The organism is Stutzerimonas azotifigens DSM 17556 (genome assembly GCF_000425625.1).
Lineage (GTDB): Bacteria > Pseudomonadota > Gammaproteobacteria > Pseudomonadales > Pseudomonadaceae > Stutzerimonas > Stutzerimonas azotifigens.
Genome location: NZ_KE384407.1, coordinates 333,315 through 347,746, shown reverse-complemented (window position 1 = coordinate 347,746; position 14,432 = coordinate 333,315). Strand labels below are relative to the sequence as shown.

13 protein-coding genes are annotated in these 14,432 nt (G+C 65.2%); 11 read left to right on the top strand and 2 right to left on the bottom strand.

All coding sequences use genetic code 11. The features are described from left to right. The first annotated feature begins 37 nt into the window (after positions 1-37). The 11 genes from H610_RS0110210 to sthA all read left to right on the top strand — a co-directional run bounded on the left by H610_RS0110210 (position 38) and on the right by sthA (position 12,756). Positions 38-1,504: a glyceraldehyde-3-phosphate dehydrogenase gene (locus H610_RS0110210; RefSeq protein ID WP_084166426.1), complete on the top strand. Its 1,467-nt coding sequence runs from the start codon at positions 38-40 to the stop codon at positions 1,502-1,504. 186 nt (positions 1,505-1,690) lie between these two features. Then, positions 1,691-3,580 carry a methyl-accepting chemotaxis protein gene (locus H610_RS0110205; protein WP_028239573.1) on the top strand — a complete coding sequence of 630 codons (1,890 nt, stop codon included), beginning with the start codon at positions 1,691-1,693 and terminating at the stop codon, positions 3,578-3,580. 273 nt (positions 3,581-3,853) lie between these two features. Then, positions 3,854-5,191, top strand: coding sequence for a Na(+)-translocating NADH-quinone reductase subunit A (locus H610_RS0110200; protein WP_028239572.1), 1,338 nt, complete (start codon positions 3,854-3,856; stop codon positions 5,189-5,191). A 3-nt stretch (positions 5,192-5,194) separates the two neighbouring features. Then, on the top strand, positions 5,195-6,406 hold the full coding sequence (locus H610_RS0110195) for an NADH:ubiquinone reductase (Na(+)-transporting) subunit B (RefSeq protein ID WP_028239571.1): 1,212 nt from the start codon (positions 5,195-5,197) through the stop codon (positions 6,404-6,406). After that, a complete protein-coding gene (locus tag H610_RS0110190; RefSeq protein WP_028239570.1) occupies positions 6,399-7,184 on the top strand; it encodes a Na(+)-translocating NADH-quinone reductase subunit C in 786 nt (261 codons plus the stop codon). Before H610_RS0110195 ends, H610_RS0110190 begins: the two co-directional genes overlap by 8 nt. Continuing rightward, complete coding sequence (locus H610_RS0110185) at positions 7,181-7,855, top strand: NADH:ubiquinone reductase (Na(+)-transporting) subunit D (protein WP_201768358.1); 675 nt, start codon at positions 7,181-7,183, stop codon at positions 7,853-7,855. Before H610_RS0110190 ends, H610_RS0110185 begins: the two co-directional genes overlap by 4 nt. Next, entirely contained in the window at positions 7,855-8,463 is a 609-nt protein-coding gene (nqrE, locus tag H610_RS0110180) for an NADH:ubiquinone reductase (Na(+)-transporting) subunit E (RefSeq protein ID WP_028239568.1), read from the top strand. The genes H610_RS0110185 and nqrE overlap by 1 nt, the downstream gene beginning before the upstream one ends. A gap of 15 nt (positions 8,464-8,478) precedes the next feature. Then, positions 8,479-9,702 (top strand): NADH:ubiquinone reductase (Na(+)-transporting) subunit F, encoded by a 1,224-nt coding sequence (nqrF, locus tag H610_RS0110175; RefSeq protein ID WP_028239567.1) that lies wholly within the window; start codon positions 8,479-8,481, stop codon positions 9,700-9,702. Positions 9,703-9,805: 103 nt separating this feature from the next. Beyond that, positions 9,806-10,729 (top strand): FAD:protein FMN transferase, encoded by a 924-nt coding sequence (locus H610_RS0110170; protein ID WP_028239566.1) that lies wholly within the window; start codon positions 9,806-9,808, stop codon positions 10,727-10,729. Continuing rightward, positions 10,726-10,956, top strand: a complete 231-nt coding sequence (nqrM, locus tag H610_RS0110165; protein ID WP_028239565.1) for a (Na+)-NQR maturation NqrM — start codon at positions 10,726-10,728, stop codon at positions 10,954-10,956. The genes H610_RS0110170 and nqrM overlap by 4 nt, the downstream gene beginning before the upstream one ends. A 405-nt stretch (positions 10,957-11,361) precedes the next feature. Next, positions 11,362-12,756: a Si-specific NAD(P)(+) transhydrogenase gene (sthA, locus tag H610_RS0110160; protein WP_028239564.1), complete on the top strand. Its 1,395-nt coding sequence runs from the start codon at positions 11,362-11,364 to the stop codon at positions 12,754-12,756. A 625-nt stretch (positions 12,757-13,381) separates the two neighbouring features. Here sthA and H610_RS0110155 read toward each other — a convergent pair. Both H610_RS0110155 and H610_RS0110150 read right to left on the bottom strand, forming a co-directional pair. Beyond that, positions 13,382-14,125 (bottom strand): glycerophosphodiester phosphodiesterase, encoded by a 744-nt coding sequence (locus tag H610_RS0110155; protein WP_028239563.1) that lies wholly within the window; start codon positions 14,123-14,125, stop codon positions 13,382-13,384. 2 nt (positions 14,126-14,127) lie between these two features. Beyond that, positions 14,128-14,427, bottom strand: a complete 300-nt coding sequence (locus H610_RS0110150) for a hypothetical protein (protein ID WP_028239562.1) — start codon at positions 14,425-14,427, stop codon at positions 14,128-14,130. Positions 14,428-14,432 lie beyond the last annotated feature (5 nt).

Here is a 14,432-nt window from a genome sequence, read left to right as displayed (position 1 = left end):
GCGCCGTCATAATGTAGCCCCTTTTCTCAGCCCCTACATGTGGAAGGAACTGCCCGTGAATCAGAAGCCCGACCAGTGCCTTGGTGAATGGATCGACCGAGAAGCCCTCGCTGAAGCGATGATTCCGCTGATTGGTCAGCTTTACCGTAACAACAACGTGGTGACCTCGATCTACGGCCGCGGCCTGATCAATCGTTCGGTCATCGAGTTGCTCAAGGCCCATCGCTTCGCCCGCCACCGTCAGGTCGACCAGGCGGAGCTTTCCGTACACGAGACGTTCCAGATCCTCAAGACCATGAGCGAGCTGAACCTCGGCGCCGCCTCGGTCGACCTGGGCAAGGTCGTCTCCAAGTTCAAGACCGACGGCAACGGCCGCAACCTGGACCAGTTCGTCCGCGACGAGCTGGCCGAAGTCGCCGGCAAGCGCACCACCTCGCCGCGCAAGGGCACCGACGTCGTGCTCTACGGCTTCGGCCGCATCGGTCGCCTGCTGGCGCGCATCCTGATCGAGAAGACCGGCGGGGGCGACGGTCTGCGTCTGCGCGCCATCGTGGTCCGCAAGGGGGCGGAGAACGATCTGACCAAGCGCGCCAGCCTGCTGCGCCGCGATTCGGTACACGGGCCGTTCAACGGCACCATCACCATCGACGAAGAAAACAACACCATCACCGCCAACGGCAACCTGATCCAGGTGATCTACTCGAACGACCCGGCCTCGGTGGACTACACCCAGTACGGCATCGAGAACGCGCTGCTGGTGGACAACACCGGCAAGTGGCGCGACGCCGAGGGGCTCGGTCAGCACCTCAAGTGCCCGGGCGTCGACCGCGTGGTGCTGACCGCGCCGGGCAAGGGTGCGCTGAAGAACATCGTGCATGGCATCAACCATGCCGAGATCAATGCCGACGACCGCATCGTCTCCGCCGCGTCCTGTACCACCAACGCCATCGTGCCGGTGCTCAAGGCGGTGAACGACCAGTACGGCATCATCAACGGTCACGTCGAGACGGTGCATTCCTACACCAACGACCAGAACCTGATCGACAACTTCCACAAGGGCAGCCGCCGCGGCCGCAGCGCTCCGCTGAACATGGTCATCACCGAGACCGGCGCCGCCACCGCCGCCGCCAAGGCGCTGCCGGTGCTCAAGGGCAAGCTGACCGGCAACGCCATCCGCGTGCCGACGCCGAACGTGTCCATGGCCATCCTCAACCTGAACCTGGAGAAGGCCACCAGCCGCGACGAGATCAACGAGTACCTGCGCCAGGTGGCCATGCACTCGGAACTGCAGAAGCAGATCGACTTCGTCAGCTCGCAGGAAGTGGTGTCGACCGACTTCGTCGGCTCGCGCTACGCCGGCGTGGTGGATGCCGAGGCGACCATCTGCAACGACAACCGCGTGGTGCTCTACGTCTGGTACGACAACGAGTTCGGCTACAGCTGCCAGGTGGTCCGCGTGATGGAAGAGATGGCCGGGGTCAACCCGCCGGCATTCCCGCGCTGATGCCGTGCTGACGCGGCTGCCCGGCCGCCGCGTCGAAAGGCCCGCCTCCGAGAGGAGCGCGGGCCTTTTTCATGTGCGCGGTTTATTTCGAAACGGCCATCAAGCTTTGCCGGCCTCACGCCGGTAAGCACAGGAATCCATGCGACAGGGATCGTCCGCCTTACCTTGATTTAACCGGGGGACGTCATGTCCGTGCGCCTGAAATTCCGTCACAAGATCCTGCTGGCCGCTTCGCTCGTGGTGATAGCGGTATTCGCCGCCTTCACCACCTACAACTATTACCTCCAGCGCGACGCCCTGCGCGAGGACCTGCAGAGCTACCTGACCGAGATGGGGGCGGTGACCGCCGGCAACATCCAGAACTGGCTGTCCGGCCGCCTGCTGCTGCTGGAAGGCGCCGCGCAGACGCTCGCCGTCCACTCCACCGGCGCCGACGCGCAGTCGCTGGTCAGGCAGCCGGCCTTGAGCACCACCTTCCAGTTCACCTACCTCGGTCGCGCCGACGGCGAGTTCATCGTACATCCGAGCCTGGAGCTGCCGGCCGACTATGATCCGCGCCAGCGCCCCTGGTACCGGGACGCCCAGGCGGCCGGGCAGACCACCCTGACCGAACCCTACGTCGACGTCGGAACCGGCGACCTGGTGGTCACCGCGGCCACGCCTGCGCGGGAAGGTTCGCGGCTGCTCGGTGTGGTCGGCGGCGACCTCAGCCTGAAGACGCTGGTCTCGATCATCAACGCGCTCGATTTCGACGGCATGGGCTATGCCTTCCTGGTCAGCGGCGACGGCAAGGTGCTGGTCCACCCGGATCGTCAGGCCGTGATGAAGACGCTCGCCGAGCTCTATCCGCGCAACACGCCGGCGCTCGAAGGTGGCTTCGCCGAAGTCGAGCAGGCCGAGGGCACCCGCATCCTCAGCTTCGCTCCGGTCACCGGGCTGCCTTCGGTGGACTGGTACGTCGGCATCTCCATCGACAAGGGCAAGGCCTATGCGATGCTCGAGCGCTTCCGCACCTCGGCGCTGGTGGCCATGCTCGTCGCCGTGGGCTTCATCGTCGTGCTGCTGGGCATGCTCATGCGCGTGCTGATGAGACCGCTGATGGACATGAACCAGGCCATGCGCGGCATCGCCCAGGGCGAGGGCGATCTGACCAAGCGCCTGCTGGTGCAGTCGGACGACGAGTTCGGCGAGTTGGCGACCGGCTTCAACCAGTTCGTCGAGCGCATCCAGGGTTCCATCCGCGAGGTATCGGAAGCGACCCAGCAGTTGAACGAGGTCGCCCAGCGTGTGCTGACCGCATCCAACTCCTCGATGGCCAATTCGGACGAGCAGGCGAGCCGCACCAACAGCGTCGCCGCGGCGATCAACCAGCTCGGCGCGGCGGCGCAGGAAATCGCCCGCAACGCCGCGCAAGCCTCCGAGCAGGCCAGCGGCGCGCGTGGCGAGGCCGAGGATGGGCGCCAGGTGGTCGAGCGCAATATCCAGGCGATGCAGTCGCTTTCCGAGAAGATCAGCGCCTCGTGCCGGCAGATGGAGGCGCTGAACGGCAAGACGGTCGATATCGGCCAGATCCTCGAGGTGATCAAGGGCATCTCCGAGCAGACCAACCTGCTGGCGCTCAATGCCGCGATCGAGGCGGCGCGCGCCGGCGAGGCCGGGCGCGGGTTCGCGGTGGTCGCCGACGAGGTGCGCAACCTGGCGCACCGCACCCAGAGTTCGGCGCAGGAAATCCAGCAGATGATCGAGCAGCTCCAGGTCGGCGCCCGTGAATCGGTGGCCACCATGACCCAGAGCCAGGAGCACAGCGAGGCCAGCGTGCGCATCGCCAACCATGCCGGCGAGCGGCTGGGAGGCGTCACCCGGCTGATCGGCGAGATCGACGGGATGAACCAGTCGGTGGCCACCGCGACCGAGGAGCAGACCTCGGTGATCGAGTCGCTGAACCTCGACATCAGCGAGATCAACGCGCTGAACCAGGAGGGCGTGGAGAACCTGCAGGCCACGCTGCGTGCCTGTGGCGACCTCGAGCACCAGGCGCTGCGCCTCAAGGGGCTGGTGGACAGCTTCCGCGTCTGACCCGCTCGCACGGGGTGACCGCCCGGTCCTTCGGGGGAGGGGACCGGGGGCGCGGGCGGCCGGCAGCTGCTCCGGCAGGGGCGCTAGTGGCTTGTCCCGCTTGAAAAAAATGGGAAAGCGCGGGTGGTCACCGCTGTGACTCGGCCTCTATAATCGGGCGGATTTTTACCCGGGTCCTGTGCAGCGACGGCCAACGACGGCCTGGTCGCCGATCAGGCCGTTATCACTGCATGACCCGAAAACAGTTTCCAAAATCAGTGGTTAGGCAAACCGATGATCAAAATAAAACGTGGGCTCGACTTGCCCATAGCAGGCGCGCCGACGCAGCGCATCGAGGCCGCCAGGCCCGTGCGCAGCGTCGCCGTGATTGGCTTCGACTATCCGGGGATGAAGCCGACCATGGCGGTACAGGTCGGCGATCGCGTCAAGCTGGGGCAAGTTCTCTTTTCCGACAAGAAGACGCCGGGCGTGGACTTCACCGCGCCGGGCGCCGGGGTGGTCAGTGCGATCCATCGTGGCGAAAAGCGCGTCCTGCAGTCGGTCGTCATCGATCTGGACGGCGATGAGGCCGTCGAGTTCAGTCGCTACGAGGCCTCGGCGCTCGAGGGGCTGAGCGACGAGCAGGTGCGCGAAAACCTCCAGCGCTCCGGCCTGTGGACCGCCTTGCGTACCCGTCCGTACAGCAAGGTGCCCGCGGTCGACGCGGTGCCCAGCTCGATCTTCGTCACCGCGATCGACACCCATCCGCTGGCGGCCGATCCGGCGCTGATCATCGGTGAGCGCCCGGCCGAGTTCGAAGCCGGCCTGAAGGTGCTCGGCGTGCTCGGCAAGGTGTTCGTGTGCAAGGCCGAAGGCGCCTCGTTGCCGGGTGAGAGCCTGGCGCGGGTGCGGACCGAGGCCTTCGCCGGCCCGCATCCCGCCGGCCTGGCCGGTACCCACATCCATTTCCTCGATCCGGTCAGCGCGAGCAAGAGCGTCTGGAACGTCGGCTACCAGGACGTGATCGCCATCGGCGCCCTGTTCACCACCGGCAGACTGTCGGTCGAGCGCGTGGTATCGCTGGCCGGCCCGGTGGTCGAGAACCCGCGGCTGGTCCGTACTCGCCTGGGCGCCAGCCTCGACGAGCTGACCGCCGGCGAACTCAACCCCGGTGCCAACCGCGTGGTTTCCGGCTCGGTGCTCGGCGGCCGTACGGCCCACGGCGCCTTCGCCTTCCTCGGCCGCTATCACGTCCAGGTGTCCTGCCTGCGCGAGGGCAAGGAGCGCGAAATGCTCCACTACCTGCGCCTGGGACGGACCAAGCACTCGGTGCTCAACATTTTCATCTCCAAGTTGAACGCCGGCAGGAAGTACCCGCTTTCCACCACGACCAACGGCAGTCCGCGGGCCATGGTGCCGGTGGGGAACTACGAAGAGGTCATGCCGCTGGACATCCTGCCGACCCAGCTGCTGCGTTCGCTGATCATCGGCGACACCGAAATGGCGCAGAAACTCGGCTGCCTGGAACTCGACGAAGAGGATCTGGCGTTGTGCACTTACGTCTGCGCCGGCAAGTACGAATACGGCCCGATCCTGCGGGACAACCTGACCCGTATCGAGAAGGAGGGATAAGCCATGGGTATTCGCGCATTCCTCGACAAGATCGAGCACCATTTCGAAAAGGGCGGCAAGTACGAGAAGTGGTACGCGCTCTATGAAGCGGTCGACACCTTCCTCTATCGCCCCGGCTCGGTGACCAAGACCACGGCTCACGTGCGTGACGGCATCGACCTCAAGCGCATGATGATCACCGTCTGGCTGTGCACCTTCCCGGCGATGTTCTTCGGCATGTGGAACACCGGCTATCAGGCCAACCTGATCTTCGCGCAGACCCCCGACCTGCTGGCGAACCAGGAAGGCTGGCGCTTCGCGCTGATCGGCGCGCTGGCGGGCTTCGATCCCAACAGCCTGTGGGACAACTTCATCCAGGGAGCCGCGTACTTCCTGCCGATCTATGCGGTGACCTTCATCGTCGGCGGTTTCTGGGAAGTGCTGTTCGCCTCGATCCGCAAGCACGAGGTCAACGAAGGCTTCTTCGTCACCTCCGTGCTCTTCGCGCTGATCCTGCCGCCGAGCATCCCGCTGTGGCAGGTGGCGATGGGCATCAGCTTCGGCGTGGTGCTGGGCAAGGAAGTCTTCGGCGGCACCGGCAAGAACTTCCTCAACCCGGCGCTGACCGGTCGAGCCTTCCTGTTCTTCGCCTACCCGGCGCAGATGTCCGGCGACATGGTCTGGACCGCGGTCGATGGTTACGCCGGCGCCACCGCGCTGAGCCTCGGCTTCGCCGGCGGCATGGAAAACATCATCGGCAACGGAATCAGCTGGATGGACGCCTTCCTCGGCACCATCCACGGCTCCATCGGCGAGACCAGCACCCTGGCGATCCTCATCGGCGGTGCCGTGCTGCTGGCGACCAAGATCGCGTCCTGGCGCATCGTCGCCGGGACCATGATCGGCATGATCGTCCTGAGCACGCTGTTCAACCTGATCGGCTCGGAAACCAACCCCCTGTTCGCCATGCCCTGGTACTGGCACCTGGTGGTCGGCGGCTTCGCCTTCGGTCTGATCTTCATGGCGACCGACCCGGTGTCCGCGTCCATGACCAATACCGGGAAGTGGATCTTCGGCGCCCTGATCGGCGTCATGGTGGTGCTGATCCGCGTGGTCAACCCGGCCTTCCCCGAAGGCATGATGCTGGCGATCCTGTTCGCCAACCTGTGTGCGCCGCTGATCGACCACTTCGTCATTCAGGCCAACATCAAGCGGAGGCTGGCACGCAATGTCTAACAAGGAATCCACTGTACGTACCCTGACGGTGGCCCTGCTGGTCTGCCTGGTCTGCTCGGTGTTCGTCGCCGGCGCCGCGGTGGCGCTGCGCCCGACCCAGGTGGAAAACCGTCAGCTCGACAAGCAGCGCAGCATCCTGGCGATCGCCGGCCTCGGCCAGCCGGGCATGTCGGCCAACCAGGTCAAGGCGCTGTACGGCGAGCGCATCGTCGCCCGGCTGGTGGATCTCGAAACCGGCAAGTTCACCGACGAGTTCGATCCGCAAACCTTCGACCCACTGGTTGCGGCCAAGGATCCTGCGTTGTCCGAAGCCCTGCCGGGCTCCGAGGACATCGCTTCGATCAAGCGTCGTGAGCGTTACAGCACCGTCTACATGGTGGAGAACGACGGCAAGCTGGACACCCTGATCCTGCCGATTCGCGGTTATGGCCTGTGGTCTACCCTGTACGGCTTCATGGCGGTCAAGGGTGACCTGAACACCGTCGTCGGCCTGGGCTTCTACCAGCATGGGGAAACCCCGGGGCTCGGTGGCGAAGTCGACAATCCGAAGTGGCGTGGCCAATGGCCAGGCAAGACGCTGTACGACGAAAATGGCAAGCTGTCGGTACAGATCGTCAAGGGCGGCGTCGATCCGCAAAGTCCCAGGGCCGAGCACCAGGTCGATGCCTTGGCCGGTGCAACCCTGACCAGCAACGGGGTGAACAACCTGTTGCATTTCTGGCTGGGCGAGAACGGCTTCGGTCCATTTATCGCTAACCTGCGCGCTGGGGAGGCTTGAACATGTCGCAACCTACCGTCAAACAGGTTCTGTTCGAACCGGTTTTCAACAACAACCCCATCGGCCTGCAGATCCTCGGCATCTGCTCGGCCCTGGCGGTGACCTCCAACCTCAAGACCGCGCTGGTGATGTCCATCGCGCTGACCCTGGTGACCGGCTTCTCGAGCATGTTCATCTCGATGATCCGTAGCCAGATCCCCAGCTCGATCCGCATGATCGTGCAGATGGTGATCATCGCCTCGCTGGTCATCGTGGTGGACCAGATCCTCAAGGCCTACGCCTTCGCGTTGTCCAAGCAGCTGTCGGTGTTCGTCGGCCTGATCATCACCAACTGCATCGTGATGGGCCGCGCCGAGGCCTTCGCCATGCAGAACCCGCCGGTCCTTTCGTTCTTTGATGGCATCGGCAACGGGCTGGGCTACAGCGCCATGCTGATCATGCTGGGCATCGTCCGCGAGCTGTTCGGTGCCGGCAAGCTGATGGGCTACACCATCATCCCGGTGGTCAACGACGGCGGCTGGTACCAGCCCAATGGTCTGTTGCTGCTGCCGCCTTCGGCGTTCTTCCTCATCGGCCTGTTCATCTGGGGCCTGCGCAGCTGGAAGAAGGAGCAGGTGGAGAAGCCGGCCTTCCGCATGGCTCCGCAAGTCTCGAGCAAGGAGGCCTACTGATGGAGCATTACATCAGCCTCTTCGTCCGTGCCGTGTTCGTCGAGAACATGGCGCTGGCGTTCTTCCTCGGCATGTGCACCTTCATCGCCATCTCCAAGAAGGTGGAAACCGCCATCGGCCTGGGGATCGCGGTGATCGTGGTACAGGCCATCACCGTACCGGCCAACAACCTGATCTACACCTACCTGCTCAAGGGCGGGGCCCTGTCCTGGGCAGGCCTGCCGGACGTGGACCTCTCGTTCCTCGGCCTGCTCAGCTACATCGGCGTGATCGCGGCCATCGTGCAGATTCTGGAGATGCTGCTCGATAAATACGTGCCCAGCCTCTACAACGCCCTCGGCGTGTTCCTGCCGCTGATCACGGTGAACTGCGCCATCATGGGCGGCACGCTGTTCATGGTCGAACGCGACTACAACATCGGTGAAAGCGTGGTCTACGGCTTCGGCTCCGGCGCCTCCTGGGCGCTGGCGATCATGTTGCTGGCCGGTATCCGCGAGAAGCTCAAGTACAGCGACGTGCCCGAGGGCCTGCAGGGCCTGGGTATCACCTTCATCACCATCGGGTTGATGTCGCTGGGCTTCATGTCTTTTTCCGGCGTACAGCTGTAAGGGCGAGGTGTATCGATGAACTATGAAATATTCCTCGCCATCGGCATGTTCACCGCCATCGTCATCGCGCTGGTGGTCATCATCCTGGCGGCGCGCGCCAAGCTGGTCTCCAGCGGCGACGTGAACATCGAAATCAACGGCGAGCGCACGATCACCGTGCCCGCCGGCGGCAAGCTGCTGCAGACGCTGGCGGCCAACAACATCTTCCTGTCCTCGGCCTGCGGGGGCGGCGGTACCTGTGCGCAGTGCAAGTGCATCGTCGAGAGCGGCGGCGGCGAGATGCTGCCCACCGAGGAGTCGCACTTCACCCGCCGCGAGGCCGGCGAAGGCTGGCGCCTGTCCTGCCAGACCCCGGTCAAGCAGGACATGAAGATCGAGGTGCCGGAAGAAGTCTTCGGCGTGAAGAAATGGGAGTGCACGGTCGAGTCCAACCCGAACGTCGCCACCTTCATCAAGGAGCTCACCCTGCGGCTGCCGGAAGGCGAGAACGTCAACTTCCGCGCCGGCGGCTACGTGCAGCTGGAGTGCCCGCCACACACCGTGCACTACAAGGATTTCGACATCCAGCCGGAATTCCGCGGCGACTGGGACAAGTTCAACCTGTGGAAGTACGTGTCGAAGGTGGACGAGACCACCATTCGCGCCTACTCCATGGCCAACTACCCGGAAGAGCGCGGCATCGTGAAGTTCAACATCCGTATCGCCTCGCCGCCGCCGGGCAAGGACGACGTGCCGCCGGGCAAGATGTCCTCCTGGGTGTTCAGCCTCAAGCCGGGCGACAAGGTCACCGTGTACGGTCCGTTCGGCGAGTTCTTCGCCAAGGACACCGACGCCGAGATGGTCTTCATTGGCGGCGGTGCCGGCATGGCGCCGATGCGCTCGCACATCTTCGACCAGCTCAAGCGCCTGAAGTCCAAGCGCAAGATGAGCTTCTGGTACGGCGCGCGCTCGCTGCGCGAAGCCTTCTACGTCGAGGAGTACGACCAGCTGCAGTCGGAGAACGAGAACTTCCAGTGGCACCTGGCGCTCTCCGATCCGCAGCCCGAGGACAATTGGAGCGGGCCCACCGGCTTCATCCATAACGTCCTGTTCGAGAACTACCTCAAGAATCACCCGGCGCCGGAGGACTGCGAGTTCTACATGTGCGGCCCGCCGATGATGAACGCCTCGGTGATCAAGATGCTGACCGATCTTGGTGTCGAACCTGAGAACATCCTGCTCGACGATTTCGGCGGCTAGCATGTTCCCAGCGGTCATCCGGCCCGTCATCGCTGTCGCTTGCGCGGCAGCCCTGGCGGGCTGTCCATTTCAGGAGAGCGTCGAGGCTTTCGGCGGCCCCACCATGGGCAGCACCTACTCGGTCAAGTACGTCCGCGCGCAGGGCATCGAAGGGCCCGAGGCGCTGCAGGCCGAGACCGAGCAGATCCTCGCCGACCTCGACCGGCAGCTCTCGACCTATCGTTCCGATTCGGCGATCGAGCGGTTCAACGCGCTTCCGCCGGGCAGCTGCGAGGCCATGCCGCCGGCGGTGCTCGAGCTGGTCGAGGCCGGCAGGGCGCTGTCCGAGGAAAGCGGCGGCGCCCTCGACCTGACGCTCGAACCGCTGCTCAATCTCTGGGGCTTCGGCCCCAAGGGCACGGGCACGCGGGTGCCGGCGGCGGACGAGATCGCCAGGGTGCGCGAGCAGGTCGGCCACCACCACCTGCGCGTCGAGGGCGAGCGGCTGTGCAAGGACACCGCGCTCGAAGTGGACTTCAACAGCATCGCCGCCGGCTATGCGGTGGACAAGGTCGTCGAGCGGCTGAAGGCCCTCGGCGTGGGCAGCTACCTGGTGGAAATCACCGGCGAGCTGAAGGCCGAAGGACGCAAGCCCGACGGTTCGCCCTGGCGCATCGCGATCGAGGCGCCACGGGACGACGAGCGTGTCGCCCAGAAGATCATCGAACTCGACGGCCAGTCGATCTCGACCTCCGGCGACTACCGCAATTACTTCGAGCAGGACGGACGACGCTTTTCACACACCCTCGACCCGGAAACGGGCGCACCGATCACTCATCGGCTGGCATCGGTTACAGTGGCGCAGCCCTCCGCAATGCGTGCGGACGGGTTGTCTACCGTGTTGATGGTGCTCGGTCCGGAGCGCGGTCTGGCGTTCGCCGAGGACAAGGGTATTCCCGCCTTCTTCGTGATCCGGGAAGGCGACGGTTTCGCAACGAAAAGCACCGAGGCCTTTGACGAGCTGTTCGGTGCGGGAGGTGAGCAATGACCTGGTTGCTGGCATTCGGCGTCATGTTGCTGGTGGTGCTCGGCATGGCCGTGGGGGTGATCATGGGGCGCAAGCCGATCGCCGGTTCCTGCGGCGGCATCGCCAACCTGGGTATCGAGAAAGAATGTTCGATCTGCGGCGGAAGCCGCGAAAAGTGCGAGGAAGTCAACGCTCAGGCGGCCCGGGACGCGAATTCCGACCTCGCCTACGATGCGACCAAGCGCTAGGGTCTGTTGCCATTTCGTACGCGGCCGCGCCGGAGCCTGTTTTTGCGCGAGGCAAGGCACGAGGGAGTGCAGTTTGGTCATTCCAAATAAACGACGAGAAACGCCGCATCGCGCAAAAACAGGCCCGTCCCGCAGGGTTGCGCGGCAAATGGCGCCATGCGGCGTTGCGGGACTTGGCAAGGGATCACCATTGCCTGCGTCCCGCGCCTGGCCTGGCGCCATTTGGCGCGGCAACGCGGCTCGCGACGAAACGGCAACAGACCCTAGCGGCAGGGACGCGCGAAAACTCGCTGCACTGCACCGCCGGCTGGAGTGAGGGCTCCGGCCGGTGGTGTTCCCGCCTATTTCAACCGAATCTGTCAACCGGCGGCCCGCTCACGAGGCGTCCGCATTCCAGGAGACTATATGGCTGTCTACAACTATGACGTAGTGGTGCTCGGTTCGGGGCCGGCGGGGGAGGGCGCGGCGATGAACGCGGCCAAGGCCGGCCGCAAGGTCGCAGTCGTCGACAACCGCCCGCAGGTGGGGGGCAATTCCACCCACCAGGGCACCATTCCCTCCAAGGCGCTGCGTCATTCCGTACGGCAGATCATGCAGTACAACACCAATCCGCTGTTCCGCCAGATCGGCGAGCCGCGCTGGTTTTCCTTTCCCGATGTACTGAAAAGCGCCGAGAAGGTCATCGCCAAGCAGGTCACCGCGCGTACCGGGTACTACGCGCGCAATCGCATCGACCTGTTCTTCGGGACTGCCAGCTTCGCCGACGAGAACACCGTCGAGGTGGTCTGCCTGAACGGTGTCGTCGAGCGTCTGGTCGCGCCGCAGATCATCATTGCTACCGGCTCGCGGCCATACCGTCCGGCCGACATCGACTTCAATCACCCGCGCGTCTACGACAGCGACACCATCCTCACCCTCAGCCACACGCCGCGCCGGCTGATCGTCTACGGTGCCGGGGTGATCGGCTGTGAATATGCGTCCATCTTCAGCGGCCTGGGCGTGCTGGTGGACCTGGTGGACACCCGCGACCAGTTGCTGAGCTTCCTCGACGACGAAATCTCCGACGCGCTCAGCTATCACCTGCGCAACAACAACGTGCTGATCCGCCACAACGAAGAGTACGAGCGGGTCGAGGGCGTGGAGAACGGCGTTATCCTGCACCTCAAGTCGGGTAAGAAGATCAAGGCCGACGCGCTGCTCTGGTGCAACGGCCGGACCGGCAATACCGACAAGCTGGGGCTGGAGAACATCGGCATCAAGGTCAACTCGCGCGGCCAGATCCAGGTCGACGAGCACTACCGCACCGAGGTCGGCAACATCTACGGTGCCGGCGACGTCATCGGCTGGCCGGCGCTGGCCAGCGCCGCCTACGACCAGGGTCGCTCGGCCGCCGGCAGCATCGTCGAGAACGACAGCTGGCGCTTCGTCGACGACGTGCCCACCGGCATCTACACCATTCCGGAGATCAGCTCGCTCGGCAAGAACGAGCGCGAGCTGACGCAGGCCAAGATCCCCTACGAAGTCGGCAAGGCGTTCTTCAAGGCCATGGCGCGTGCGCAGATCGCCGGTGAGCCGGTCGGCATGCTGAAGATCCTGTTCCACCGGGAAACGCTGGAAATCCTCGGGGTGCACTGCTTCGGCTACCAGGCCTCGGAGATCGTGCACATCGGGCAGGCGATCATGAACCAGAAGGGCGAGGCCAACTCGCTGAAGTACTTCATCAATACCACCTTCAACTACCCGACCATGGCGGAAGCCTACCGGGTGGCCGCCTTCGACGGGCTCAACCGGCTTTTTTGAGCGGCTCCGCCCGGCGACCGGAGCCGGGCGGGGAGGCCGGGCCAGGCGCCGAGACTCCATGGCGCTGGCCCAACCGGGAAAGCTTCTGAGAACGGAGCTGGAACAACGGGGCGGGGCGTAAGAGCGGCTGGTTGCCCTCGACAGGCACGCCGTACCGCTCCCTTCTTCCCTGGAGGAGAGGGCGGCCCTGCACACCAGCCCTCACCCGGAGGGAGAGAGGGTTATTGGCGTGGGGCCGCAGCGACCTGCATACCCGGGCCGCAGGCAGAGCCTGCTCCTATAGGCGCGGCAGGTGCACACAGCGGCCCCTACGAGCAGCGCCGAGCCTTTCCTCCCGCTGGGAGAAGGTGGCCCGCAGGGCCGGGTGAGGGCTTTTACGCGAGCAGGCCCGCTTCGGGGGAGAAAACGCCCCGCTTACCAAGCTGGGAGAAGGTGGCCTGAGGGCCGGATGAGGGCGTTTTTCGCGCCGCTCCTGTGGGAAGGAAACGCCCCGCCATGGCAGGGGTGCGGTCGTAGGGTGGGCTTCAGCCCACCAGACGTTGGACCATGCTATGTGGCGGCAGTCCAATCTGGCCGACCGGTTGCCGGCTGGTCGAGGCAAGGACGCTGATTCCAGCTCGCGCCGTCAGGTGCCGGCCGCGTGCCGGGGCCTGTCCGCCAGTACCGAGACCGCAAGCCCGGGGAAATCGGTGATCAGGCTGTCGACGCCCATGTCGGCGAGCCGGCGCATCAAGGCCGCGTCGTTGACCGTCCACACCGAGACGTGCAGGTTGTCGCGCTGCGCCCGGGCGACGCGCTCGCGCGTGCACAGGGTCCACTTGATGGCGAGCAGGCTGCAGCCATACTGGCGCGCGACCTTCAGGGGATCGAGCCAGTCGTATTCGGCCACCAGCCCGCGGGCAAGCTCGGGGGCGTGCTGGCATGCCGCTTTCAGCACCTCGCGCGAGCTCGACGTGAGGGTGACGCGCTCGAGCAGGCCCCGGGCCTGCGCCAGATCGCGGATCGCCACCACGGTGCGCGCCGCGCGCTGGCGCGATGCGCTCTTGACCTCCAACTGCCAGTGCTCGAAGTCGCAGGCGTCGAAAAGATCGGCCAGGCGCGGGATCGGGCACTCGCTCTTCCAGCCGGGGCCACCCAGGCGGGCGTCGTAGGCCATCAGCTCGGCGGCCAGGGTCTGCGCCACCTTGCCGCGGCGGCCGGTGGTGCGCTTGAGCGTGGGGTCGTGGATCACCACCAGCTCGCCGTCGCGGGACAGGTGCAGGTCCAGCTCGCAGCGGCGCACGCCGTGTTCGAGGCAGCGTCGGAAGCTGGCGAGGGTGTTCTCGGGCGCCTCGCCCTTGGCTCCGCGGTGGCCGTAGATCAGTGTCATGTTCAGCGGGTCTCGTTGCCGCCCCCGGCGGGACGGTGATGGCGGACGCTGGAAATCACCCGGTCGCGCTCGAAGTACACCGAGAACTCCCGGTAGTCCCAGCGGGTGATGGGCGGGTTGCCCACGGGCGCGTGCTCCTCGTCCGCCAGGCCGAAGCGCTCCAGCACCTCGGCTCTGGCCTGGCCGTTCTGCGGCATGGCGATGGCGGGTGCGCCCTGGCTGCCGACCGGGATGCGCAGGGTGTCGGCAGCTGCGGTGCAGGAGAGGGCGAGGCTCAGGAGCAGCAGGGGCGTGCGAAACATCTGGA